This window comes from Streptomyces puniciscabiei (assembly GCF_006715785.1).
In the GTDB taxonomy this organism is placed as follows: domain Bacteria; phylum Actinomycetota; class Actinomycetes; order Streptomycetales; family Streptomycetaceae; genus Streptomyces; species Streptomyces puniciscabiei.
Map to the genome: position 1 here is coordinate 52,961 of NZ_VFNX01000006.1, position 25,443 is coordinate 78,403.

General features: G+C 74.2%; 19 protein-coding genes. 11 read left to right on the plus strand and 8 right to left on the minus strand.

Annotated elements, in window-relative coordinates; translation table 11 throughout:
* Positions 1-190: 190 nt before the first annotated feature.
* The 4 genes from lanKC (at position 191) to FB563_RS40710 (ending at position 7,126) form a co-directional block, all read left to right on the plus strand.
* Positions 191-2,803 (plus strand): class III lanthionine synthetase LanKC, encoded by a 2,613-nt coding sequence (gene lanKC / locus FB563_RS40695; protein ID WP_055704590.1) that lies wholly within the window; start codon positions 191-193, stop codon positions 2,801-2,803.
* Between the two features lie 38 nt (positions 2,804-2,841).
* Positions 2,842-2,955 (plus strand): SapB/AmfS family lanthipeptide, encoded by a 114-nt coding sequence (locus FB563_RS40700; RefSeq protein WP_055704589.1) that lies wholly within the window; start codon positions 2,842-2,844, stop codon positions 2,953-2,955.
* A gap of 406 nt (positions 2,956-3,361) precedes the next feature.
* On the plus strand, positions 3,362-5,125 hold the full coding sequence (locus FB563_RS40705; RefSeq protein WP_079048570.1) for an ABC transporter ATP-binding protein: 1,764 nt from the start codon (positions 3,362-3,364) through the stop codon (positions 5,123-5,125).
* 204 nt (positions 5,126-5,329) lie between these two features.
* Positions 5,330-7,126, plus strand: coding sequence for an ATP-binding cassette domain-containing protein (locus tag FB563_RS40710; protein WP_055704594.1), 1,797 nt, complete (start codon positions 5,330-5,332; stop codon positions 7,124-7,126).
* Here FB563_RS40710 and FB563_RS40715 read toward each other — a convergent pair.
* Positions 7,056-7,664, minus strand: a complete 609-nt coding sequence (locus FB563_RS40715) for a response regulator transcription factor (RefSeq protein WP_055704593.1) — start codon at positions 7,662-7,664, stop codon at positions 7,056-7,058. The two genes, FB563_RS40710 and FB563_RS40715, sit on opposite strands and share 71 nt — an antisense overlap.
* Positions 7,665-8,035: 371 nt before the next feature.
* Here FB563_RS40715 and FB563_RS40720 point away from each other — a divergent pair, with 371 nt between their 5' ends.
* On the plus strand, positions 8,036-10,180 hold the full coding sequence (locus FB563_RS40720; protein ID WP_199832734.1) for a SpoIIE family protein phosphatase: 2,145 nt from the start codon (positions 8,036-8,038) through the stop codon (positions 10,178-10,180).
* 123 nt (positions 10,181-10,303) lie between these two features.
* On the opposite strand, the gene FB563_RS40725 is transcribed toward FB563_RS40720, so the two are convergent.
* Positions 10,304-11,758, minus strand: coding sequence for a S1 family peptidase (locus FB563_RS40725; RefSeq protein WP_234357599.1), 1,455 nt, complete (start codon positions 11,756-11,758; stop codon positions 10,304-10,306).
* Positions 11,759-11,941: 183 nt separating this feature from the next.
* Here FB563_RS40725 and FB563_RS40730 point away from each other — a divergent pair, with 183 nt between their 5' ends.
* The 5 genes from FB563_RS40730 (at position 11,942) to FB563_RS40750 (ending at position 18,973) form a co-directional block, all read left to right on the plus strand.
* Positions 11,942-12,355 (plus strand): PaaI family thioesterase, encoded by a 414-nt coding sequence (locus tag FB563_RS40730; protein WP_055704587.1) that lies wholly within the window; start codon positions 11,942-11,944, stop codon positions 12,353-12,355.
* A 452-nt stretch (positions 12,356-12,807) separates the two neighbouring features.
* Positions 12,808-13,023: a hypothetical protein gene (locus tag FB563_RS40735; RefSeq protein ID WP_055704586.1), complete on the plus strand. Its 216-nt coding sequence runs from the start codon at positions 12,808-12,810 to the stop codon at positions 13,021-13,023.
* Positions 13,024-13,123: 100 nt separating this feature from the next.
* Positions 13,124-13,930 carry an HlyD family efflux transporter periplasmic adaptor subunit gene (locus FB563_RS40740; protein ID WP_055704585.1) on the plus strand — a complete coding sequence of 269 codons (807 nt, stop codon included), beginning with the start codon at positions 13,124-13,126 and terminating at the stop codon, positions 13,928-13,930.
* Complete coding sequence (locus tag FB563_RS40745) at positions 13,927-16,146, plus strand: NHLP family bacteriocin export ABC transporter peptidase/permease/ATPase subunit (protein WP_055704584.1); 2,220 nt, start codon at positions 13,927-13,929, stop codon at positions 16,144-16,146. Before FB563_RS40740 ends, FB563_RS40745 begins: the two co-directional genes overlap by 4 nt.
* Position 16,147: 1 nt before the next feature.
* Positions 16,148-18,973 carry an NHLP bacteriocin export ABC transporter permease/ATPase subunit gene (locus tag FB563_RS40750; protein ID WP_055704583.1) on the plus strand — a complete coding sequence of 942 codons (2,826 nt, stop codon included), beginning with the start codon at positions 16,148-16,150 and terminating at the stop codon, positions 18,971-18,973.
* A 27-nt stretch (positions 18,974-19,000) separates the two neighbouring features.
* On the opposite strand, the gene FB563_RS40755 is transcribed toward FB563_RS40750, so the two are convergent.
* Positions 19,001-19,879, minus strand: a complete 879-nt coding sequence (locus FB563_RS40755; protein WP_055704582.1) for a ribonuclease BN — start codon at positions 19,877-19,879, stop codon at positions 19,001-19,003.
* A gap of 194 nt (positions 19,880-20,073) precedes the next feature.
* On the opposite strand from FB563_RS40755, the gene FB563_RS40760 reads away from it, so the two are divergent.
* Positions 20,074-21,120, plus strand: coding sequence for an MGDG synthase family glycosyltransferase (locus FB563_RS40760; RefSeq protein ID WP_055704581.1), 1,047 nt, complete (start codon positions 20,074-20,076; stop codon positions 21,118-21,120).
* A 521-nt stretch (positions 21,121-21,641) separates the two neighbouring features.
* On the opposite strand, the gene FB563_RS40765 is transcribed toward FB563_RS40760, so the two are convergent.
* From FB563_RS40765 to FB563_RS40785, 5 genes are all read right to left on the minus strand, one after another.
* A complete protein-coding gene (locus FB563_RS40765) occupies positions 21,642-22,379 on the minus strand; it encodes a polysaccharide deacetylase family protein (protein ID WP_055704580.1) in 738 nt (245 codons plus the stop codon).
* A gap of 27 nt (positions 22,380-22,406) precedes the next feature.
* Complete coding sequence (locus FB563_RS40770; protein WP_055704579.1) at positions 22,407-23,333, minus strand: DMT family transporter; 927 nt, start codon at positions 23,331-23,333, stop codon at positions 22,407-22,409.
* A 6-nt stretch (positions 23,334-23,339) separates the two neighbouring features.
* Entirely contained in the window at positions 23,340-24,185 is an 846-nt protein-coding gene (locus tag FB563_RS40775) for an SDR family NAD(P)-dependent oxidoreductase (RefSeq protein ID WP_055704578.1), read from the minus strand.
* A gap of 289 nt (positions 24,186-24,474) precedes the next feature.
* Complete coding sequence (locus FB563_RS40780; RefSeq protein ID WP_055704577.1) at positions 24,475-25,002, minus strand: SRPBCC family protein; 528 nt, start codon at positions 25,000-25,002, stop codon at positions 24,475-24,477.
* Positions 25,003-25,031: 29 nt separating this feature from the next.
* Positions 25,032-25,352: an ArsR/SmtB family transcription factor gene (locus FB563_RS40785; RefSeq protein WP_055704576.1), complete on the minus strand. Its 321-nt coding sequence runs from the start codon at positions 25,350-25,352 to the stop codon at positions 25,032-25,034.
* Positions 25,353-25,443 lie beyond the last annotated feature (91 nt).

Consider the following 25,443-nt stretch of genomic DNA (forward strand, 5'->3'; position numbering starts at 1 on the left):
GCGCGTGTGGGGCTCTGGCGCAGCCCCTGTGAAGGCTCGGGGTGCGCGGTCGGGCCGTGCGCTCGAAAGCCGCCGAACACATCTTGACGCGTGCGTTCCGCACGGTGACCTCGTGACAGACGTGACTGTCCGCGACCGCCCGACTGCTGCGAGTGTCGTCTGCGGCCACACGACGAGGGGCGGGAGGCGCATGGACAAGCGGTACGAGGTGTACGCGCTCGCCGACGGGCACTTCTACGACACGCCCGACCGGCTCGCGGGGGCGGCCGGCGAGCCGGCGCCGCTGTTCGCGACGGCGCGTCGCGCGGTCCCGGAGGGCTGGCACGCGGCGCGCTCCGGCGACTGGCTGACGCTGACCCCGGTCGGCGCGGACGGCGCGCCGCTTCCCTCGCCGGCGCAGGGCTGGAAGATCCATTCCTCGGCGACGGCCGCGAACGCGGAACGGATCGCGGACCTCGTGTGGGACTACTGCGTGCCGCGCCGCATCCCGTTCAAGTTCGTGCCGGGCCCGCACCTGCTGCACCTGCGCAACGCCAAGTACGCGGGCCGCGACACCAGCGGCAAGTTCGTCACGGTGTACCCGGCCGACGAGGAGCAGCTGCACCGGACGCTGCGGGAACTGGGCGCGCTGCTGGAGGGTCTCGAGGGGCCGTACATCCTCACCGACCTGCGCTGGTACGACGGTCCGCTCTACGTCCGCTACGGCGCATTCGCCCGCCGGTACGTCGTCGACGAGCGCGGCTCGCTGGTCCCGGCGGTGACCGACGGCGCCGGACGTCTCGTCCCGGACCGGCGGGAGCCGTCCTTCCAGGTGCCCGAGTGGGTGAGCCTGCCGGAGTTCCTGCGGCCGCATCTGGACGCCCGCAACACCACGACGGTCGGCGAGCTGCCGTACCGCATCGAGAAGGCGCTGCACTTCTCCAACGGCGGCGGGGTGTACGCCGGCACCGACCTCCGGGACGGACGCCGGGTGGTGCTGAAGGAGGCCCGGCCGCATGCCGGGCTCGCCTCCGACGGGGCGGACGCGGTGGCCCGGCTGGAGCGGGAGAAGGCGGCGCTGGAGCGGGTCGCCGGGACCGGTGTGGTGCCCGAGGTACGGGACTGGTTCACGCTCGGCGAGCACCGGTTCCTGGTCATGGACCACGTGGCGGGCCGCCCGCTCAACTCCTTCTTCGCCGAGCGGCATCCGCTGCTCACGCCCGACCCCGACCCGGCCGCGATCGCCGCCTACACGGAGTGGGCACTGCGGATCAACGCGGCGGTGGAGCGGGCGGTGGCGGCGGTGCACGCGCGCGGGCTGATCTTCAACGACCTGCATGTCTTCAACATCATGGTGTCCGAGGACGAACGGTCGGTGTGTCTCATCGACTTCGAGGCCGCCGCGCCCGCCGCTCAGAACGCCCGGCAGACCGTCGCGCACCCCGGCTTCTTCGCCCCGCCGGACCGCCGTGGCACGGATGTCGACCGCTATGCGCTGGCCTGTCTGCGGCTCGCCCTGTTCCTGCCGGTGACCACGCTGTTCGTGGTGGACCGCGGCAAAGCGGCGCACCTCGCGCAGGTGATCGCCGAACAGTTCCCGGACGTGCCGCGGGATTTCCTGGACGAGGCGGTCGCGGAGATCACCCGGGACCCGGCGGGCGGACGGCGCAGCCGGCCGGCGCCGCCGGTGGTGCCCGGCGACTGGCCCTACAGCCGGGACTCGATGGTGAAGGCGATCCTCGCCTCCGCCACCCCGGAACGCGACGACCGGCTCTTCCCCGGTGACATCGCCCAGTTCACGGACGGTGGCGGCCTCGGGCTCGCGCACGGTGCTGCCGGGGTGCTGTACGCGCTCCAGGCGTCCGGGGCCGGCCGGTACGACGAGGGCGAGCGCTGGCTGCTGGACCACACCGCCCCGCCGCCACTCGGCACCCCGCTAGGCCTGTACGACGGTCTCGCGGGCGTGGCCCTCGTCCTCGATCAACTCGGCCACCGGCAGCGGGCGTTGGACCTGATCGACGGCATCCTGCGGGAGAACTGGCACAGCCTCGCCTCCGACCTGCACGGCGGGCTCGCCGGGCTCGGCCTGGTCCTCGGCCGTCTCGCGGAGACCACCGGTGAACCGGCCCTGCGGCGACACGCCGCCGAGGCCGCCGACATCCTGCTGCGACGACTCGCCGAACCGGTACCGGACAGTCCGCGCCGGCGCGCCGGACTGCTGCGCGGCGCGAGCGGACCCGCGCTGTTCCTGATCCGGCGGTACGAGGAGACCGGCGAGGAGCGTTGCCTGAGCGGGGCGGCCGAGGCGCTCCGCCGCGACCTGGACTGCTGTGTGACCCAGGAGGCGGGCGGCGGCCTGGAGGTGGACGAGGGCTGGCGGACACTGCCGTATCTCGGCGACGGCAGCGCGGGGATCGGCCTGGTGCTCGACGACTTCCTGGCGCACGCGGACAACGCCGGGTTCGAACGCGCCCGGGCCGGCATCCGCACCGCCGCGACCTCCCGCTTCTACGCCCAGCCCGGCCTCTTCCAGGGCCGCGCCGGAATGATCCTGCACCTGGCCCGCTGCACCGCACCGGACGACGGCCACGACCGGCTGGAGCAGCAGATCGCGGGGCTGGGCTGGCTCGCGATGGACTACCAGGGCCAACTGGCCTTCCCCGGGCACCAGATGATGCGGCTCTCCATGGACCTCGCCACCGGCACGGCGGGCTGCCTGCTCGCGCTCGCCGCGGCCCGCGACGGCGCCGGAACCGCACACCTGCCCTTCCTCCCGCCGCCACCGGCGGCCCGCACACGCGGCTCCGCACCGACGGAGCCGTGACACAACCCCGTCCCCAATTCAAGGGAAAGGACACCGTCATGGCACTGCTGGACCTGCAGACCCTCGAGTCCGAGGAGCACACCCACACCGGCGCGAGCACCGCGAGCCTGCTCTCCTGTGTCTCGGCGGCGAGCGTTCTGCTCTGCCTCTGACCGGGCCGGTGAGTCCACGGCTCCGGGCGGCCCCTCTCCCGCGGGAGGGGGCGCCCGGAGCCTCTCCGGCCCCAGGGGGCGGTGCACCTCCCGGCGCAGGTGCCCCACAGGAAGCCTCGGCGGCACCGCGAGCCGGGCTCGGTCCCGAGCACCAGGACCGCGGTGAGCAAGCCACCACCCGAAGCACGGCCGGCCGCCGCGCGAGCGAGCCGCCGACGCAACCCCCGGCAGCCGTCGCGAACGAGCGGCCGTCCAAGGCCCGGCGCCCGCCGTGCGTGCCAACCACCCTCCGAAGTCCGGCAACCGCCGTGAACGAGCCGCCCACCGGGGCCTGCCTGGGGCGGCGGTCGCCCGCCCGGCAGCCCGGTCCCTCCCGTTCCGTCCGATCCCAGCGAGGCCGCCGCTCATGAACTCCCGCCCGGACAGCGCCACTTCGGCGGCCGGCCGTGCCCTGTCGCGCGGAGTGCTGCGGCAGGGCGTCGTCCGCTGTGCCGCGCTGTGTGCCGTGAGCACGACCGCCACCGCGGCGGGCCTGCTGCTGCCCGCCCTGCTCGGCCACACCCTGGACCTGCTGCTGGCCCGCGCCCCGGCGGCCCGCTGGCTCGGCTGCTGTGCCGCCGTCGTCCTGCTGCTCGCCCTGCTGGACGGCTGCGCGGGCGTGCTCACCGGGACCGCCGACGCGCACGCCACCGCATGGCTGCGCCGGCGGCTGACCGGGCATGTCCTGGCGCTCGGCCCGCGCGCGACGGCCCGCTTCGGCGCGGGGGAGCTGGTGGCACGGCTGGTCGGCAACGCCGCGCAGGCCGGGACCGCGCCGGGCGCACTGGCCGCGCTGCTCGCCGCGCTCGCCGGGCCCGTCGGGGGCGTGGTGGCGCTCGGCCTCATCGACCCGTGGCTGGCCGCCGTGTTCCTCGCCGGGGCACCGGTGCTGGCCCTGCTGCTGCGCGCCTTCGCCCGGGACACGTCGGCGTGCGTGGCCGACTACCAGGGGGTGCAGGGCCGGATCGCCGGCGCGCTGGCGGAGGCGGTCGGCGGTGTCCGTACGATCCGGGCCGCCGGCGCCGAGGAGCGTGAGACGGCCCGGATCCTGGCACCGCTGCCCGAACTGTCCCGCGCCGGGCACCGCATGTGGCGGGTGCAGGGGCGGGCCGCCGCCCGGGCGGTCACCGTGGCGCCGCTGCTGAACCTCGGCGTGCTGGCGGTGGCCGGGCTGCTGCTCGCCCGGCACCGGCTGTCGGTGGGTGACGTGCTGGCCGCGTCCCGGTACGCGGTGCTCGCCACCGGCGTCGGCGCGCTGGTCGGACAGCTGGCCGCGCTCGCCCGGGCCCGCGCGGCGACCGGCCGGCTCGCCGAGGTGCGCGCCGTTCCCGCGCCCGGACACGGCACCCGCCGCCTGCCGCCGGGCAACGGGCGGCTGGAGTTGCGGGCGGTGACCGCACGCCGGGGCGGACGAACCGTCCTGGACGGCGTCGGCCTGACCGTCCCGGGCGGCACGACCCTGGCGGTCGTCGGCCGCTCCGGCGCCGGGAAGTCCCTGTTCGCCGAGGTGGCCGGCCGGCTCGCCGACCCCGACGAGGGGGAGGTGTTGCTGGACGGCGTTCCGCTGCGCGACCTCGCCCGTCCCGAACTGCGCCGCGCCGTCGCCTACGCCTTCGAGCGCCCGGCCCTGCTCGGCACGACCGTCGAGGACACGATCGCCTTCGGTCTCACGGCCGCCACCCCGGCCGCCGTCCGCTCCGCCGCCCGGCGCGCCCACGCCGACGACTTCGTACGGCGCCTTCCCGACGGCTACGCCACCCGCCTCACCGACGCGCCCCGCTCCGGCGGCGAGTCCCAGCGCCTCGGCCTGGCCCGGGCCTTCGCGCACGGCGGCCGCCTGCTCATCCTCGACGACGCCCTGTCCAGCCTCGACACCGTCACCGAACACCGCATCGCCCAAACCCTGCTGGCGCCCGACCCCGGCCGCACCCGCCTGCTGATCGCCCACCGCGCGTCGACGGCGGCCCGCGCGGACAGGGTCGCCTGGCTGGACGCCGGCCGGGTCAGGGCGGTCGGGACGCACCGGGAGCTGTGGCAGGAGGCGGAGTACCGGGCGGTGTTCGGGGGTGGCGAGGGGGAGATCCCGGACGAGGAGATCCGGGACGAGGCCGGGACGGAGGCGCGGGGCTGATGACGGTGCAGGTGCCGGGCCGGGCGCGCCGATACCGGGTGGCGGCCGCCCGCGGGGCGGGCCCGACGGCCGTACCGGGTGAGCGAGGCCCCACGCCGGGGCACAGGCGCGGCGCGGTGCATGCGCATGGCGAGGAGCGGCCGGGAACGGGAGGTGACGGACGTGCGTGACGGGGACCGCGCCCCTGAGGTGGACGGCGACCGGATGCGCGGGCCGGCCTCCGGGCACCTTGAGCAGGTGCGCGGCCGGGCGTACCGGTTTCTGCGGGTGCGTCGGCGGGTGCTGGTCCGGCTCGGCGCGTGGTCCGTGCTGGAGGCCGGGCAGACCTTCCTCGTCGGATACGCCCTCGCGCGGGCGCTGGACGCCGGGTTCCTGGCCGGGAACGCCCGGGCCGGCCTGCTCTGGCTGGGGGCCGCGGGACTCGCCGTCGGTGCCGGGGCGTACGGGACCGGGCGGGTGTACGGCGTGGTCGCGGCGCTGGTCGAGCCGGCCCGGGACCGGCTGGTGACGGCGGTGGTCGCGCGCGGGGTGCGGGAGGCGGACCCGGGCGCACTGTCCGGGCTCACCCAGCAGGTGGAGCTGGCCCGGGACACCCTCGCCGGTGTGGTGATGGTGTCGCGTTCGTTCCTGTTCACCGCCGTCGGCGCCCTGATCGGCCTGTTCTCCCTGGCCCCGCTGCTGCTGGCGGTCGTGCTGCCCCCGCTGCTCGCCGGGGTGGCCCTGTTCGCCGTGACGCTCGGCCCGCTGGCCCGCCGTCAGGAGGCCTTCCTCGCCGCCGACGAGGCGCTGGCCCAGGCGCTGGGCGCGGTCTGCCCGGGACTGCGGGACGTCACGGCGGCGGGCGCCGAGGACCGGGTCGCCGGCACCGTCGGCGAGCGCACCGACGCGGAACTGCGGGCCGCCCGCGCCCTGGCCCACTGGAGCGTGGCCCGCGTGGCCGCCCTCACCGTGGGCGGCGAACTCCCCGCGGTGCTGCTCCTGCTCACGGCGCCCTGGCTGCTCGACCACGGCGTCACCCCGGGCGCCCTGGTGGGCGCGCTCGCCTATGTCACGCAGTCCTTGCTCCCGGCCCTGAACAACCTCGTCCACGGCCTAGGAACCAGCGGCTCCCGACTGACGGTGGTTCTCCGCCGGCTCATGGTCCCACGTCCAAGGGGGCGCGGGGCCGAGTTCGTCAGCGGCTCCGCCGCGGGGCGCGACACACCACAACGGACCGTCACCCGCGGTACCACCGCGCTCCCCCCTTCCTCCTGCGTCCTCTCCCTCACCTCGGTCACCTTCGCCTACGGCCCGGCCGGCGAACCCGTCCTGAACGATCTCACCCTCACCCTCCCCACCGGCGCCCACCTGGCCGTCGTAGGCCCCAGCGGAATCGGCAAGTCGACACTCACCGCACTGATCGCAGGTCAGCTGGCCCCCCAGCGCGGCACCATCCGCGTGCACGAGGCGACCGTCCTCATCCCGCAGGAGGCCTACGTCCACAGCGGCACCCTCGCCGAGAACCTGGCCCTCCACCGCTCGGGCCCGGTACCCGCATCCGAACTCCTGGCCGCCGCCGACGCCGTAGGTCTGACCCCCTTGCTGGAAGCCCTGGGCGGGCCCGACGCCCCCGTCGAACCGGCGGAGCTCTCCGCAGGCGAGCGGCAGCTCATCGCGCTGACCCGGGCCTACCTCTCCCCCGCCCCGCTGGCCCTGCTGGACGAGGCGACCTGCCATCTCGACCCGGCGGCCGAGGCGCGCGCGGAGCGGGCCTTCGCGGCGCGCCCGGGCGGCACGCTGATCGTCGTCGCCCACCGGATCAGTTCCGCGCGCCGCGCCGGCCGGATCCTCGTCATGGACGGCGCGCGCACCACCTGCGGCAGCCACGACGAGCTGCTGCGCGCCTCGGCCCTCTACCGGGACCTGGCCGGCCACTGGACGACGCCGTCCCTCACACCCAGCCCTCACCCCGGGATATACGAATCGCGTCGATCCGGTTCCGCGCCCCGGTCTTGCGGGTGATCGACGCCATGTAGTTGCGGACCGTGCCGTGGGACAGGTGCAGGCTGCCGGCGATCTCCGCGATGGACGCGCCGCCGGCCGCCAGGGACAGCACGCTCAGTTCGCGTCTGGTCAGCGGCATCTGGGCCGCTTTGAGGAAACCGAAGCCCAGCGACTCATCGACGAAACGTTCCCTCACGGCGACCGACCGGATGGCGCGCAGCAGCCGGTCCGGGGAGCCCGCCTTGTCCACGAAGCCGAGCGCGCCCGCCTCGGCGGCCCGCTTCAGCAGCCCGGGCCTGTTCGAATGGGCCAGCACCACGAGCGCCGGCGGCCTGCCGCCGGCGCCGGGCGGGCACAGCTCGCCGAGCGGCGGCACCCCATGACCGTCGGCACAGTCGAGGTCCGCCGCGCACACGTCCGGCCGTAAGGACCGCACCCGCGTGACGGCACCCCGCCATGGCGTGTCGTCCACGTCCAGCCCGGGTTCCCGCCGCAGCCATTCGGCCAGGACCGATCGCACCAGACACGCGTCCTGCACCAGAAGCACCCGGATCACTGCCCCGCCCCCTCGGATGGTCGTCGTACGCCCGTTCCTGCGTTCCTCGTCGCCGCCCGTGCCGCCGTGGTCCGCGCCCTCGTGCCCCTCGCGGTCCGCCACGTCCGTGCCGTGGCCCGGGCACGGCAAGCGCGTGCCCATTCTTCGGGGCCGGTACCGTTCGCGGGCGCGGAGATCCGGCCATCAGGGTGCGCGGGGGCGCACACGATGCGCCCGTACGCCGCCCGCGCTTCCGCTGCCCGGGCATGGGTGCGGCCGGACGGGGTATCCGAAGGCCTCCCCGCCCGGGGACCACGGCGGGCGGCCGGGGTGCGCGGCGTGCGCCCGCGAGGGAATCTTGTGCCCAGGATGCGAGGCGGCCGTGCGAGGAGGTGGTCGGCGTGTCCGACGGGCCGGGACCGGCACCGGCGGCCGACGGGGCACCGGCCGCCGATCCGGTGCTGTCGCTTGCGCTGGTCTCGATGATGCAGGAGGTGCACGCGCACTCCGGCGCCGTCTACCTGCTCAGGCCCGACGAGCCGGTGCTGGAGATGACGGTGCACGCGGGCATGCCCCGGGCGTTCGCGGCGCCGTGGGAGCGGGTCGGGCTGTCCGCGCCGATCCCGGTCGCCGAGGCGGTGCGCGAGCGGCGGCTGGTGTGGGTGGGCGGCGAGGAGCAGATGGCCCGCTCCTATCCGCGCATCGCGGTGGTGCTCCCGTACCCGTTCGCGCTGGCCGCGCTGCCCGTGGCGACCGAGCGGCAGGTGTACGGCGCGGTGTTCGTGACCTGGCCCGGGGCGCATCCGCCGGAGCTGTCCGACTGGGAGCGGGACCATCTGTGGGCGGCGTGCGAGCGGCTGGCGCTGCGGCTGCAGCGGAGCGAGCGGGAGGACCGGCCGCTCGGCCACCAGGACGACGTTCTGGCGGAGCCGGTGTCGGCCGTGGCGGACACGCTGGGCGCCGTGGAGGCGACGCGGATGGTGTCCCGGCTGCCGTACGGGTTGGTGTCGCTTGATCTTCACGGCCGGATCGGCTTCGTCAACACGGCCGCCGCCGAGCTGCTCGGCAGACCGGCCGGGGAGCTGCTGGGCACGCCGCTGTGGGCGTCGGTGCCCTGGCTGAACGACCCGATGTACGAGGACCGGTACCGGGGGGCGCTGCTCAGCCAGGAGGCGACGTCGTTCGTGGCAGTGCGCCCGCCGGGTGAGTGGCTGTCGTTCCGGATGTATCCGAGCACGACCGGGCTGAGCGTGCGGATCACCCGGGTCGGGGCGGTGGCGGAGGTGGCGCGCGGGCCGGCGCGGGAGGACGCGCCCCCGCCCCGGCTGGTGACGATCTCCCAGGTGCTGAGCTTCGCGGGCGCGCTGACCGAGGCGGTCGGCGTGCAGGACGTGGTGCAACTGGTCTGGGACGAGGTGGCACCGGCGGTCGGCAGCCAGGCGATGGTGATCCTCGGCACGCAGGGCGGGCGGCTGCACGTGCTGGGACATCGCGGTTACCCGGACCCACACACCGTGGAGCGGTTCGACGGGCTGCCGCTGACCGAGCGGACCCCGGGCACCCAGGTGCTGAACAGCGGGGTACCCGCGTTCTTCGACTCCCAGGACGAGCTGGAACGGCTGTATCCGCACCGGCACGAGACCCCGGACGGCTTCGCCGCCTGGGCGTATCTGCCGCTCATCGCGTCCGGGCGGCCGGTGGGCACGTGTGTGCTGGCGTACGCCGAGCCGCACGTCTTCCCGGCCGACGAGCGGGCCGTACTGACGTCCCTGGGCGGCCTGATCGCGCAGGCGCTGGAGCGGGCCCGGCTCTACGACGCCAAGCACCGGCTCGCGCACGGGCTCCAGCAGGCCCTGCTGCCGCGCGTCCTGGCGCCGCCGCCCGGCATCGAGGCGGCCGCCCGCTATCTGCCCGCCACCCACGGCATGGACATCGGCGGCGACTTCTACGACCTGGTGCCGACGCTGCCGCTCACGGCCGCGGTGATCGGGGACGTCCAGGGGCACAACGTGACCGCGGCGGGCCTGATGGGGCAGATCCGCACCGGGGTGCGGGCGTACACCACGGTGGGGCAGGCCCCGCACGAGGTCATGAGCAGCACGAACCGGCTGCTGATCGACCTGGGCAGCGAGTTGTTCGCCAGCTGCCTGTATCTGCGGCTGGACCCGGCGCGCGGGCGGGCCGTCATGGCGCGGGCGGGGCATCCGCCGCCGCTGCTGAGACGGCCGGACGGCCGGGTACGGGTGCTGGACCTGGCCGGTGGCCCGCTGCTGGGGATCGACGCCTGCGCGGTGTATCCGACGACCGAGGTGTCCCTCGTGCCCGGCTCGGTGCTCGTCCTGTACACCGACGGTCTGGTGGAGGCGCCCGGTGTCGACATCGAGGACGCGCTGTGCGGCCTCGGCGCGCTGCTGTCGGAGACCGGCGACCGGCCGCTGGAGCAACTGGCGGACGAGGTGGTCCGTCAGAGCGCGGCGGCGCGGGAGCGGGTGGACGATGTGGCGGTAATGCTGCTGCGGGCACGCGACGACGCCTGACCGCATATGACGGTCCGGCCCTCCCGCCGGAGGGCCGGACCGTTCCCCGAGCCGGGGCTCGGGGCGGACGAAGGGATCGGCCTGTCGCGGCACCGCCCCCTCGCGTCACTCCGAGCGGAGCGGTCAGCGCGTACTGGTCAGGGACGACCCGTCGTTCGCCGAACCCGCTCCGGACTGGTCGCTTCCGCTGCCGGACGGGTCCGCGGAGCCGGCACCGGCACCGGCACCGGCACCGGACTGGTCACCCGCCGAGGCCGAGGGGTCGGCCGAGCCGCCGATCTGGTCGCCGCCCGCGCCGGACTGGTCCCCCGCCGAGGCCGACGGGGCGGCCGAACCGGACTGGTCACCCGCGCCGGACTGGTCACCGGCCGAGGCCGACGGGGCGGCGGAACCCGACTGGTCGCCCGCGCCGTTGCCCGCGTTGCCGCCGTTGCCGAGGGTCGCGCCGGTGGCCTGCAGGGCGGCGGTGACCGGCTGGAAGAAGGTCTCGCCGCCGTTGGTGCAGTCGCCGCTGCCGCCGGAGGTGAGGCCGACGGCGCCGCCGTCCTGGGTGAACAGGGAGCCGCCGCTGTCCCCGGGCTCGGCGCAGACGTTGGTCTGGATCAGGCCGTTGACGGTGTCGGTGCCGCCCGGGACGGTCTCGCTCGCGAAGTTCACGGTGGCGTCGAGGCCGGTGACCTGGCCGTTGTGCAGGCCGGTGGTGGAGCCCATGCGGAACACGGTCTCGCCGACGGTGGCGTCGGCGGCCTGGGTGATCTGGACGGTCTGGCCGTTGCCGGTGTTGACCTCGCTCGGCGCCTGCGTGCTCGTGTCGTTGTACTTGACGAGCGAGAAGTCGTTGCCGGGGAACTTGGCCTGGTCCACGGTGGCGACGGGCTGGCCGTTCTGCGAGTCGGACCAGTCCTTGGCGGCGACTCCGCAGTGACCGGCCGTCAGGAAGGCGGGGCTGCCGTCGGCGGCGGTGACGTTGAAGCCGAGGGAGCAGCGGACGCCGCCCTGCTGGGTCTGGGCGAAGATGGCGTCCCCGCCCGAGACGAAGGTCTTGAAGGTGCCGGCGGACTTCTTCAGTGTCGCCATGCCGGAGCCGAGGCTCTGCACGGTCGACTGCAGTCTGTTCCACTTGGCGCCGGTGACGGTGGAGTCGGCGGTGACGAGGACCTTGTCGGTGCGCGGGTCCACGGCCCAGGAGGTGCCGGGGATGGTGGCCTTGGTCCTGAGGGTCGCGGCGGCGGCCTTGAGGTCGCTCGTGCTGTTCTTCACCTGGCGCGCGACCGCGCCCGCCTTCTTCACCTGCGCGATGACGTTGTTGTCGCCGCTGACCACGTTGACGACGAGTTGCTGCTTGCCGCTGTCGAAGTACGACCCGGCGACGGCGTCACCGAGGACCTTCTGCAGCTGGGCGGCGAGATCCGAGGCCTGCGTGGCCTTCAGCGTCCTCGCCGTGCCGGTGGCAACGGATGCCTGGTTCTTGTCCTGCGAGGCCATGGCGTTGGGCAGCAGAATGGCCGCCGCTCCGAGCGCCGCGACACCGCCCACCGCTATCGCCGCCTTGCGCTTGGGCATTCGCTTGTGACTCAAACTTCTCGACCTCCTGGGGACGGGGGCCTGCCGCTTGCGGGCAGTGCGTATCGGGGCGCCTGGATGGCCGTACGTACGCACCGGCCGTCCGGTGTGTTCAATTCCGTTTCCCAACGGCCGTGTCGGACGGGCGAATCGGCCACGCTCCGCGTGCCGTCGCGGGGAGCCGGGAACAACCCCCGTATGACGATGACCCCCGCCGAGGCGGACAAGATCCTCTCCGCCAACTTCGCCCCCTGGGTGCTCGATCTCCAGCTCGCCGTGGAGGCGGTGGGCGAGGACCGGGCCGTGCTGCGACTGCCCTGGTCCGAGCGGTTGGCCCGGGAGGGCGGGGGCCTGTCGGGGCAGGCGCTGATGGCGGCCGCCGACACGGCGACGGTGATCGCGGTGTCCGCGGCGCGGGGCGGCTTCGTGCCGATGACGACGGTGCAGCAGTCGACGTCGTTCCAGCGGGCGGTGACCGGTTCGGATGTCCGGATCGAAGCGGTCCTGACGAAACTGGGCCGCCGGATGGCGTTCGCGGACATCACCCTGAGCGACGCGGGTTCGGGCGCGCTCGCGGCCCGGGCGAGCACGGTGTACGCGATTCTCGGCTGACACGTTCCGCTACCGATCAGTAACGGTCCGTTCCTCACACGATCCGGAATCCCGGCTTCAGGAAATCTACACATTGAATACTCAACGAAGTCACTGAGAGCCGGGGATCTGCACATCCGCGCGCCCCTCGTCGCTCCATTGGGGCGGAGTGCCGGATTCGCGTCCCGGCGGACAAGCCTTCGTGCGCGACGATGCCGTGCGGCATGTGAAGGAGTGGCCGACATGTCGTGCGCACGCCTGCACGGACGGTGCCCGTCGCGAGGCAAGTCCCCTGGTGAGAGCCCTGGTTGATTGGAAGCACGCCCCGCCTGCGTGCTTTGATCCATCGCACCGCGGGGGTCGCGGCGGGCTCCCGGAGACGGGGGCCCGGCGCCCGCGGTCGCGGCCGTCCGTCTGTCCCCAGAGGGGGCCGCTCCCCCTTGTGAAATATCCATAGGAAGGGAAGTTCCATCATGAACTCCACCCCCCAGGTCGAGACCGTCGAGATCTCGGACGCCGAGCTGGACAGCATCTCCGGCGGTCTGTCCGTGAACACCCTGAACACCGTCACCGGTGCCGTGAACGGCGTTGCCCCGGTCTCCGGCGCGGTGAACACGGTCGTCGGCACCGTCGAGGGCGTCACCGGCCTGAACGTGCAGCCGGTCACCAACCTGGTCGCCGGTCTCTGATCGCACCTCGTTGCATCGGAAGTCCCGGAGCCGTCCTCGGCTCCGGGGCTCTCGGATGTCCTGAAACACCAGCGTCTCTCCCACAGGTGAGGGAAGTTCCGTGCAGTTCCGCCAACAGGCCCTCGCCAAGCTCCAGTCGCCCGAAGAGCTGGACCTCCCGGTGCGGCTGGCCCGCCCCCAGGGCTGGCTCGCCCTGGGCGTCACCGTCGTCGTCATGGCGGTCGCGTCCGTCTGGGCGGTGACCGGTTCGGTCGCCTCCACCGTGAGCGCACCGGCCATCCTCACGCACGGGCAGGGCAGTTATCTGCTGCAGAGCCCGGTGTCCGGCCAGGTCACGGCCGTCCTCGCCCGGCAGGGCGAGCGGCTGCCCGCGAACGCCCCGGTCCTCAGGGTCCGGACGAGTCAGGGCGACTCGGTGGTCCGCACGGTCGCCGCGGGCCGGGTCACCACGCTCGCCGCCACCATCGGGCAGATCATCCAGACCGGCACCAATGTCGCCGCCGTGGAGAAGGTGGCCCACCCCTCCGACCCGCTGTACGCGACCGTCTACGTGCCCGCCCAGAACGCGGCCGCCATCCCCGCCCACGCCTCGGTCGACCTCACCGTGTCCTCGGTGCCGGCGCAGACCTACGGCGTGCTGCGCGGCGAGGTGAAGTCGGTGGACCGCACCGCGCAGTCCGCCCAGTCGATCTCCGCGTTCCTCGGCGACAGCCAGCTCGGGCAGCAGTTCAGCGACAAGGGCCGCCCGGTGGCCGTGCTGGTCGCACTCGACAGGTCGGCGAGCACGAAGAGCGGTTACCGGTGGTCCACCACCGACGGACCGCCGTTCCGGCTCGACTCCATGACGCTCGCCTCCGGTTCCATCAAGCTGGCCGACCAGCACCCCGTCGATTGGCTGCTGCCGTGACCACCACGCAGGAACGCGGCCGCAGACGCGCCGCCCCGGCCAAGCGGCCGGTCCCCAAGCCCCGTGGCGGCACGGTCCGTACGCCCACCGTGCTCCAGATGGAGGCCGTCGAGTGCGGCGCCGCCTCCCTGGCGATGGTCCTCGCGCACTACGGCCGGCACGTCCCGCTGGAGGAGCTGCGGATCGCCTGCGGTGTCTCCCGCGACGGCTCGCGCGCCTCCAACCTGCTGAAGGCGGCGCGTAGTTACGGCCTGACGGCCAAGGGCATGCAGATGGACCTGGCCGCCCTCGCCGGAGTGCAGGCACCGGCCATCCTGTTCTGGGAGTTCAACCACTACGTCGTCTTCGACGGCATGGGCCGCCGCTTCGGCCGCCGGGGCGTGTACATCAACGACCCCGCCAAGGGCCGCCGTTTCGTGCCCATGGAGGAGTTCGACGGCAGCTTCACCGGTGTGGTGCTGGTGCTGGAGCCGGGCGACGGCTTCACCCGGGGCGGGCGCCGGCCCGGTGTGCTCGGCGCGATGCCGGCCCGGCTGCGCGGCACCGCCGGCACCCTGCCCGCCGCCGTCCTCGCCAGCCTGCTGCTGGTCGCGGTCGGTGCCGCCGTACCCGCGCTCAGCCGCACCTACATCGACACGTTCCTCATCGGCGGCCGGACCTCCCTGCTGGGCGTGCTGTTCGCCTCGATGGGCACCTGTGTCCTGCTCACCCTGGTGCTGACCTGGCTGCAGCAGGCCAACCTGCTGCACGGCCGGATCATCTCCTCCACCCTCTCCAGCGCCCGCTTCCTGCGCCATCTGCTGCGGCTGCCGGTGACCTTCTTCGCCCAGCGCTCCCCCGCCGACCTGGTGCAGCGGCTGCAGTCCAACGACCAGGTCGCCGAGACCCTGGCCCGCGACCTGGCAGCGGCCGGCGTGGACGCGATCGTCGTCGTCCTGTACGCCGTCCTGCTCTACACCTACGACCCGCAGCTGACCTTCGTCGGCATCGGCGTGGCCCTGCTCAACGTGGTCGCCATGCGGCTGGTCGTACGGCTGCGCGCGACCCGGACGGCGAAGCTGCGCGCGGACACGGCACGGCTGACGAACACGTCGTACACCGGTCTTCAGCTGATCGAGACGATGAAGGCGACCGGCGGCGAGGACGGCTACTTCCGCAAGTGGGCCGGGCAGCACGCCACCACCCTGGAGGAGCAGCAGCGGCTCGGGGTGCCCAGCGCATGGCTGGGCGTGGTCGCCCCCACCCTGGCCACCTTCAACAGCGCGCTGATCCTGTGGATCGGCGGCCTGCGCGCGGTCGAGGGGCACATCTCGGTGGGTCTGCTGGTCGCCTTCCAGGCACTGGTCACCCGGTTCACCGCTCCCCTCACCAGGCTCAACGGCGTGGCGGGCCGCATCCAGGACTTCGCCGCCGACGTGGCACGGCTGAAGGACGTGGAGAACTTCCAGGCCGACCCGCTCTACGCCCGCCCCGGCGGCGCCGACTCCACGCGCCGGCTGCACGGGCACGTCGAGCTGGAGAACGTCACCTTCGGCTACAGCCCGCTGGACAAGCCACTGCTGAGCGGCTTCGACCTGACCGTGGGCCCGGGCCAGCAGGTGGCGCTGGTCGGCGGCTCCGGCAGCGGCAAGTCCACGGTGTCCCGGCTCATCTCCGGCCTCTACGCACCCTGGGACGGCGTGATCCGCATCGACGGCCGTCGTCTGGAGGACATCCCCCGCGGCGCGCTCGCCGCCTCCGTCTCCTTCGTCGACCAGGACGTGTTCCTCTTCGAGGGCTCGGTGCGCGACAACGTCGCCCTGTGGGACCCGTCCATCCCGGACGAGGCCGTGGTGGAGGCGCTGAAGGACGCGGCCCTGTACGACGTGGTGATGCGCCGGCCCGGCGGCATCCACAGCAGGGTCGAGCAGGACGGCCACAACTTCTCCGGCGGCCAGCGGCAACGGCTCGAGATCGCCCGGGCCCTGGTCCGCAGGCCGAGCATCCTCGTCCTGGACGAGGTGACCAGCGCGCTGGACGCCGAGACCGAGCTGACCGTGATGGACAACCTGCGCCGGCGCGGCTGCGCCTGCGTGGTGATCGCGCACCGGCTGAGCACGGTCCGCGACAGCGACGAGATCGTCGTGCTCCAGCACGGCACGGTCGTCGAGCGCGGGCGGCACGAGGAGCTGGTGGCGCGCGGCGGCGCGTACGCCGCGCTGGTCAGGGAGCGATGAGATGACGACCGTTCAGGAGGGATACGAAGGCGACCTCGTGCTCGGCGCGCTGGGGTCCATGGGCACCCGCGTCGACTGCGCCGGCTTCAACCGCCTCGACCTCGAAGGCCCGCAGGTGCTGTGGCTGGTCGCGGCCGGGGCCCTGGACCTGTTCGCGGTGGACGCGGCCCAGCAGGGCCACTGGCACCACCTGGGCCGGCTGGAGCCGGGCGCGCTGCTGCTCGGCCCGGTCGCGGGGCCCCAGCACACCCTGGTGGCCCGCCCGGTCCGGGACTGCGTGGTGCACCGGATCAACCTGCGCGAGCTGTACCAGCCGGCGAACACCCAGACCTGGTCGTACGACGAGTACGGCAACCCCCAGTACGTGCCGCCCGCCACCAGCCCACTGGAGTACGCGGTCGCGCTCGGCGTCGGCCGCGGCCTGTCCGTCCTCTTCCAGGCGCCGATGGCCGAGGAACGGGCCGCCACGCCCACCGACGACGACGTGTTCTGGATGCAGGTGCCGCCGGGCAGCGTCCAGTACGGATCCCTGTACGGCGCCGAGGCCGCCGCCGACCTGCTGATGGACCCCGCGCTGTGGCAGTCCATGGTCGACCAGCAGTACCGGCTGCTGACCGCGCTGGACCGGTGGATCGAGCAGCTGGAGCGCACCCACGAGACCCGCACGGCCGCCGGGATCAAGGCCGGCGAGGCGGTGCGCGCCCAGGCCGACCAGACCCTGCTGGCCTCCATCGGCAAGCGCTCGGCCCGCCGGACGACGGCCGCCGACGCCGACGCCGGTTACGCCGCGTGCAAGCTGGTCGCCGAGGCGGCCGGGATCAAGCTCGCCGAGCCCGCCCAGAGCGGCACCGAGAGCGAACGCCTCGACCCGGTCGAACGGGTGGCGCTCGCCTCCCGGGTGCGCACCCGGGCCGTACGGCTGCAGGGGCGCTGGTGGCGGGAGAACGTGGGCCCGCTGGTCGGGCACCGGGCGCTGTCCGGGGCGCCGGTCGCGCTGCTCTGGCGGCGCGGCGGGTACGTGGCCGTCCACCCCGGCACCGGTCGTGAGACGCCGATCGAGAAGGCGAACGCGGAGGAGTTCGAGCCGCGCGCGGTGATGTTCTACCGGCCGCTGCCCGACAAGGCGCTGACGCCGTTCGGTCTGCTGCGGTTCAGCCTCCAGGGCACCCGCGGCGATCTGCTCGGGCTGATCCTGGCGGGCCTGGTGACGGTGGCGATCGGCGCGCTGGTGCCGGTGGCGACCGGCAAGGTGCTCGGCGAGTACGTGCCGAGGGCACAGACGGGCCTGATCGTCCAGGTGTGCCTGGCGGTGATGGTGAGCGGGGTGGTCGCGGCGGCGTTCACGCTGCTGGAGAACCTGTCCATCCTGCGTCTGGAGGGCCGGATCGAGTCGGCGCTCCAGCCGGCCGTCTGGGACCGGCTGCTGCGCCTGCCCACCCGGTTCTTCACCCAGCGCTCCACCGGTGAGCTCGCCAGCGCGGCGCTGGGCATCAGCGCGATCCGCCGGCTGCTGGCGGGCGTCGGCCCGGTGGTCGCGCAGTCGGTGACCGTCGGCGCGATGAACCTGGGCCTGCTGTTCTGGTACAGCCCGTCGATGGCCATGGCCGCGCTCGGCATGCTCGTCGTCATCGCGGCCGTGTTCCTGGGACTCGGGCTGTGGCAGGTGCGCTGGCAGCGGAAGCTGACGGTGCTCGGCAACAAGCTGAACAACCAGGCGTTCCAGACCCTGCGCGGCCTGCCCAAGCTGCGGGTGGCGGCGGCCGAGAACTACGCGTACGCGGCCTGGGCACGGGAGTTCGCGCGCAGCCGGGAGCTGCAGCAGAAGGTCGGCCGGATCAAGAACCTCACCACGGTGCTCGGCGGGATCTATCTGCCGGTGTGCACGCTGCTGATGTTCATGCTGCTGGCGGGCCCGGCGCGGGGCGCGATGTCGGCGGCGGACTTCCTCACCTTCAACACCTCGGTGACGATGGTGCTGACCTCGGTCACCCAGCTGACCGGCTCCTTCGTCTCGGCGGTGGCGGCGCTGCCGCTGTTCGAGGAGATCAAGCCGGTCTTCGAGGCGACCCCCGAGGTGCGCACGGCGAGCACCCGGCCGGGCCCGCTGTCCGGCGCGATCGAGGCCCGCCGGCTGTCCTTCCGGTACGCCGACGACGGCCCGCTCGTCCTGGACGACGTGTCCTTCGCCGTCCGCCCGGGCGAGTTCGTGGCGGTCGTCGGCCCGAGCGGCTGCGGCAAGTCCACCCTGCTCCGCCTCCTCATCGGCTTCGACAAGCCGGTCACCGGCAGTGTCCTGTACGACGGCCAGGACCTCGCGGCGCTCGACCAGTCGGCCGTACGCCGCCAGTGCGGGGTGGTGCTCCAGCACGCGCAGCCGTTCACCGGCTCCATCCTGGACGTCATCTGCGGCACCGAGCCGTACACGCCGGAGGAGGCGATGACGGCGGCCGAGATGGCGGGGCTCGCGGAGGACATCAAGCGGATGCCGATGGGACTGCACACGATCGTCGGCGGCAACGGCGCGATCTCCGGCGGTCAGCGGCAGCGGCTGATGATCGCGCAGGCTCTGATCCGGCGCCCCCGCATCCTGTTCTTCGACGAGGCCACCAGCGCCCTGGACAACGACACCCAGCGCATCGTCATCGACAGCACGCGCAAGCTGAACGCCACCCGCGTCGTCATCGCGCACCGGCTGTCGACGGTCCTGGACGCCGACCGGGTGATCGTGATGGAGGACGGCAAGGTCGTCCAGCAGGGGGCACCGGCGCAGCTGCTCGCCGACACCACGGGCCGCCTGCACGAGCTGGTGCGCCGGCAGCTGACGTAGCGCCGGCGGCGACGGGCCGGGGGGCGCTCAGTACTTCCCCCGGCGTCGTGCCGGCTCCTCGTCCCCCCGGTCGTCACTGGTCGGCCTCCAGTGGTGTTCGGTGAACCAGCGGCCGAACATGGCGCCGCCGTAGATGACGAACCCGACGCCGATCAGCCAGGACTCGACCACGAGGACGGTGCCGACCGCGCCGTAGCTGAGCGCGTTGGTCACGATGAGCGGGGTGAAGACGAGATGGGAGAAGGCCCGCAGGCCGGCCAGGCCGACGACGGTGGCGAGCGCGCCCGGCAGCAGGGTGCGCCAGTGGACCTGGCCGCCCAGCAGGAAGCGCTGCCCCCACCAGAAGAAGAGGATGCCGCTCGCCGTGGACAGCGCGATCCGCTGGCCCCCGTGCAGCGCGTCCTTGGTCGCCACCTCCTGGTAGAGGTAGGCGGTGAGCACGATCAGCCAGGTCGCCTGCCGCCAGACCCGGTGCCAGGGGCCGGGGGGCACGCCCCAGATCCGTTCGTAGGCGTTCTGCACGCTGCCGCCGAAGGACACGCCGAAGACGGCCAGCAGGACACCGCCCCAGACGCTGGTGGTGCCGATGACGTTGCGCGGCGGGCTGATGACGTCGGTGAGCACATGCGCGGACCGGCCGGACAGGCCCATGCCGTCGGTGAGCCACGAGGCGAAACCTCCCCGCACCAGCGGATCCGCGGCGGCGACCACGATCAGCAACGGCGCAAGCGTCACCAGTGCCAGGGTGGCGAACCCCATGGCCCGGTGCATCAGTTCCAGCTCCCGGCCGTGTTCGAGCAGGGCCCCGGCCCTGAGCCACTCCCAAGCGCGGTGCAGGCCGCGCCGCCACCGCCTCACGGCTCCTCCCGTGCTCGCCACCCACACGCTCTGCTGAAGCCGATTCATCCATCCCGGCGCGCTCCGGGCAACTCACGTGCATGCCGTGTCGCGTGTCCGCGGTCCCGCGACACGGCGGCCGAGTGACCGGTTTGCGGGCGGCACCCACCGGAGAATCGGACCCCGTGCGTACTCCTGCCGAGGTCCCCTCCCCCCAGCCGGCCCCGCCGGGCCGACGGCGGCCGCTGATCCTGAGCGCGAGCATGGGCGCCGGTCACGACACCGTGGCCGCCGAACTGGCCCGCCGGGCCGCGGCGTGCGGACACGAGCCGCACGTGGCCGACGTCCTGCGGCTGCTGCCGTACGGCCTGGGCGGCGGCCTGCGCCGCTCCTACCAGGCCTCGGTACGGCACTTCCCCTGGGCGTACGCCGGCGTCTACGGCGCGTTCCTGCGCGACGGCAGCGGGCCGCGGCCCAGCGGGGTGCCGCTGGCCCGGCTGGCCGCCGACGGGCTGACGGATCTCGTGGCGCGGCTGGACGCCGACGTGGTGGTGTCCGTCTTCCATCTGGCCGCCCAGCTCACCGGTCATCTCCGGGCCCGGGACCGGCTGGGGGTGCCGAGCGCCGTGTTCCTCGTCGACTTCGCCGTGCACCGGCAGTGGCTGCATCCCGGCAACGACCGGTACCTGTGCCTCACGGACGGGGCGGCGGCCGAGGTGCGCCGGGCCCTGGGCACGCCCGCCGTGACGACCGGCCCGGCGGTCGCGCCCGGGTTCCGGGCACCGGCGCCCGGGGCGGCGCGGTGGCGGGAGCGCCTCGCCGAACAGGCGCCGGGCCGGCCGGCGGTCCTGCTCTCCGCGGGTGCCTGGGGTGCCGCGCACCGCCCGGACGCCACCGCCCGGCTGTTGACGCGGGCCGGCTGTCTGCCGGTCGTGCTGTGCGGGCGCAACACGCGGCTGCGGGCGCGGGTGGCCCGGGTGCCCGGGGTGCTCGCCCTGGACTGGGTGGACGACATGCCCGGTCTGCTGGCCGCCGCGTACGCCCTGGTCGACAACGCGGCCGGCCAGACCGCCGTACAGGCGCTGGCCGCCGGGCTGCCCGTGATCGGGTACCGGCCGCTGCCCGGCCACGGGGTGGACGGAGTCCGCCGGATGGCCGACCTCGGCGTGTCGGAACTCGCCTCGGACGGGCCCGCCCTGCTGGCGGCTCTCGGCAGGCTCACGGAAGGCAGCCCGGAGCGGGCGGAACGGGTGGCCCGGGGGCGGGCACTGTTCCGGGACGACCCGATGGCGCACGTGGTGGGACTCTGACACAGGGACGCAGGACGCCGACGGCACGCCCGGCGTGGGGCCGACAGCACGGGCCCCGGCGCATCGGGCGGCTGCTCGCCGAGGTGCCCGACGGCGCCCGTCCCGACCCGCAGCGACTCCTCGACCTCGGTGAACGGCCGCACGCCCAGGTGCCCGGCACCGCGGCACCCGATACCCCAGCGGCTCCGCGGCCGTTGCCCCCCACGCACCGGACGACTCCTCCCCTGCACCAGCGGCACGCCCGGCGTGGGGCCGACAGCGCGGGACCCGGCGGATCGGGCGGCTGCTCGCCGAGGTGCCCGACGGCGCCCATCCCGACCCGCAGCGACTCCTCGACCTCGGTGAACGGCCGCACGCCCAGGTGCCCGGCACCGCGGGACCCGATGCCCCAGCGGCTCCACGGCCGTTGCCCCACCATCCGCCGAACGGCTCCTCCCCTGCACCAGCGGCACGGAATCCGGGCCTCCGGTGGCCTCGCGGTCGGTGTTCGGCCTCGCGTCGGGTCACCGCTGGCCCGGTGGTCAGCACAGCATCCCGTGCTCGCGCAAAGGGCCGACCGAGAGGCCGGCCTCCCGGCAGTCCGCCACCAGGTCCGACAGTGCACCGAGGGCCGAACGCCAGCAGCCGGGGGCGCCGAGCCGGTCGGAGTCGTGCAGCAGGACGGTGCCGCCCCCGCGCAGGTCCGCCGCGAGCAGGGCCCGCACGGACGCCGGGGTGGCCTCGGCCGTCCAGTCCTTGCCCCACGCCGACCACAGCACCGGCCGCAGCCCGGCCCGCCGCGCGGCCAGCCAGCGTCCGGAGGTCAGGATCCCGTACGGCGGCCGGTACCACTGCGGCCGGTGGCCGCCGAGGTCGTGCAGGGCGCGGACGGTGCGGGCGACCTGCTCGGCGTCCCGGGCGGGTGCGGGGCGCCAGGGACGGTCGTGCGTCCAGCCGTGCACGGCCAGTTCATGTCCGCGCCGGACGGTCTCCCGGACCAGCGCGGGGTGGCGCACCACGTTCTCGCCGAGCACGAAGAACGTCGCCCGCACGCCGAGGTCGTCCAGCACGTCGAGGAAGCGTGGCGTCGACTCCGGGTCCGGGCCGTCGTCGAAGGTCAGCGCGACATGCCGGCGTCGGCCGGTGCCGGCGAGCCGGGGGAACAGCAGCAGCCGCACTCCGGGGAGCCAGGTGGCCGCCGGTCCGATGTGCGCGGCGGCGACGGCAGCCGGCAGCAGCACAGCCGCCGTACGCCATGGACGGCCGGACATGAGGGACATCGCTGACCCGCCTTCCCGTACGTGTTCTCACCGGTGCGTCCGGTGCAGACGTCCCCGGTTCTCCTTCCCGCCCCGCGACCGCGCGTCCCACTCCCGGCCGACAGTGGGTGCCCGGGCCAGTCCGATGCTGCCCGCCCCGATCAGCGCGATCCCGATCGCCTCCGGCAGCATCCGCCACCCGAGGTGGATCGCCTCCGCGAACAGGACCCAGCCGAGGACGACGCTGGTGAGCGCGTCGCCCAGGGTGAGCGCGGGCTGGGAGGCGGTGAGCGATCCGGCGCCCAGCGCGCTCTGCAGGAGCAGGAAGGCGACGAGTCCGGCGCCGGCCGTGGCATACGGCGACCAGTGGCTGAACATCGCCGCGGGCCCGTGTCCGAGCCGCCCCACGGCCTCCTTGAGCAGCGCGGCGGTGGTCGCGAAGCACACGGCGGAGGCGAGGCCGAACAGCGCGGCCCGGGGCGCGCCCTTCGTCGGGCGCGCGGCGATCACGAGCAGCGCGACGAGGCCGAGCGCGCCACCGCCGCCGAGGAGCCAGGCCCGGGGCGGCGCGGTCGGCCGGCCCGCGCCGGGTGCGGCCGCCAGCAGGAACACGGCCAGTCCGGCGGCGAGGGCGACGAAGGCGACCCAGGTCCACAGGCCGGGGCGGCGCCGGAACACGATTCCGCCCACCAGGAGGGTGAACAGCAGCTCGGTGGCGAGCAGCGGCTGCACCAGGGAGAGGCTGCCCACGGCCAGCGCCCCGGCCTGCAGCAGCCCCGCGACGGCCAGCAGCGAGGCGCCCGCGAGCCAGTACGGGCGCCGCAGCAGCCGGGCGAACCGGCGCACGGCCGGCCCCACCCCGCCGGGCCCGCCCTGCTCGTGCGGCTCCTCCACGGCGGCCCGGCGCTGCAGCACGGACGCGGACGCGTTGGCCACGGCCGCGAGCAGCGCGAGCAGCACCGCTACGGCGATCACGGCCGGTCACCCGAAGCGCGCGGCGAGACACCGGTAGAGCCCGGGCGCGACGCCGCGCACCAGGGCGGGATACCGCAGCCACCCGGGGACGTACACCTCGTCCCTGCCGTGCCGGACAGCAGCCAAGACGGCGTCCGCCACCCGCTCGGCCGGCACCGGGCGCGGCCATCCCCTCGTGTAGGGGGTGCCCCGGCGCTCGAAGAACGGCGTGTCGACCGCGCCGGGGATCACATGGGTCACGCCCACCCCGGTGCGGCGCAGCTCGTAGCGCAGGGCGTCGGCGAAGGCGGCGAGGGCGGCCTTCGCCGCGGAGTACACCGCCTCGCCGCGCACGCCGACGCTGCCCGCGACGGACCCGATGAGCACGATGCGTCCGGTGCCGGCCGCGACCATGTGGGGCAGCAGGGCGCGCACGAGGTGCAGGGTGGCCAGCAGGTCGACGCCGACGATCTCGTCGATGCGGGTGTGCGGCATGCCGGTGAAGTCGCCGGCCCACCCCAGCCCGGCGCAGGCCACCAGCAGGTCCAGGCGGCCCGCGTGGTCCAGGACCAGATCGGTGAGCAGACGGCCGGCGCCCGGCCGGGTCAGGTCCGCCGGCACGGCCAGGGCGTCGAGCGGGGCGGCCACCTGCTCCAGACGGGTGGCGTCGCGCCCGTTCAGCACCAGCCGCCAGCCTCCCTCGGCGGCGAGCCGGCGGGCGACGACGGCGCCGATGCCCGACGAGGCACCCGTCACCAGGGCGGTGCCGCCCAGGTTCCCGGCCGGTCCTGGCACGGGGCCCGCGTCCGGCACGGAGGTCGCGACCGGCCCGGCGCGTTTCGACGGTCCTGTGGGGTGCGGGGCGTGGGACATGGTGACGACCTCACTGCGACATGGGGGCACGGGCTCGCGAACTCCGGGACCGAACCTTCGCGGTGTATCCAGGGCGCCACACACTGAAACACCGCGCACGGCGGAGCCCCGCCGAACGCCCGCCGCAGGTGACCGGACGGGGCCCGGATCGCGGGGTGGCGCGCCCGGGCCTTCCCTGGGTTTTCGGGGAACGCGGGAGCGTTGCGGGGGCACCGCGCCGACGTCACCGCGGGGCCGCCCCGGTTCTCCGTGGCCGCCGGTGCTCCAGGGGGCTGAGCGGCGCGGCCGGTCAGTCCAGGCCCGGTACGGGTGCGCCGGAGGGCACACCGGCGCCGAGGTAGGCGTCGTAGAACTCTTTCCAGGGCGCGCTGATCCCGGCGTGCGCGCCCTCGAAGCGCTCGCCGCGCGCCTTGGCGTCGAGGGCGGCGAGGCACACCTCCCAGCCGGCGCCGTTGCGGGCGGCGGTGTCCGCCTCGCCGAGGACGTTGGTGAGCGTGAACAGGGTGCGCCGGTCGCCGACGGCTTCCAGGTCGAAGCGGAGCTCGTCGCCGCCCCACGCGAAGGCGAGGTGCCGGGGCGGGTCGACGGCGAGCACCCGGCCGGTGGACTCTGGCATGTTCGGGTCGCCGGTGAAGCGGATGGCGCCGCCGGGACGCAGCTCCATCTCGGCGCGGGAGGGGAACCACTGCTGGAGTTCGTCGGGATCGGTGACGAAGTGCCAGACGCGGTCCACCGGATGGTCGTAGGTGCGGCTGAACCGGACGGCGGGGCGGCCGTCGTCCAGGGTCAGATAGGTGCCGGTGAGGTCGACGGGCATGGTGCTTCGGTCCTTCGCTGTGGGGGGTGTCAGGTGTCGTCCGACGTCTCGTCGAGCCGCCGGCCCAGGGCGTCCAGGCTGTCGTTCCACAGCCGGCGGTAGGGCGCGAGCCAGGCGTCCAGGGCGGCGATCGGCGCCGGGTCGAGGGCGTAGACACGGCGCTGCGCGTCCTGCCGGACCCGGACGAGGCCCGCCTCCCGGAGCACCTTCAGATGTTTGGAGGTGCTCGGCTGGCTCAGTCCGCAGGCCTCGACGATCTCGCCGACGGACCGGGGGCGCTCGAGCAGGAGCGCGACGATGGCCCGCCGATGCGGGTCGGCGAGGGCGGACCAGAGCGCTGCGTCGGCCATGAAGGCAATATGCGTCGACGGTTATATACCTGTCAAGGAATATCACCACGTCGACGGCACGCCCGCCGGACCCAAAAGAAACGTTGCCGTT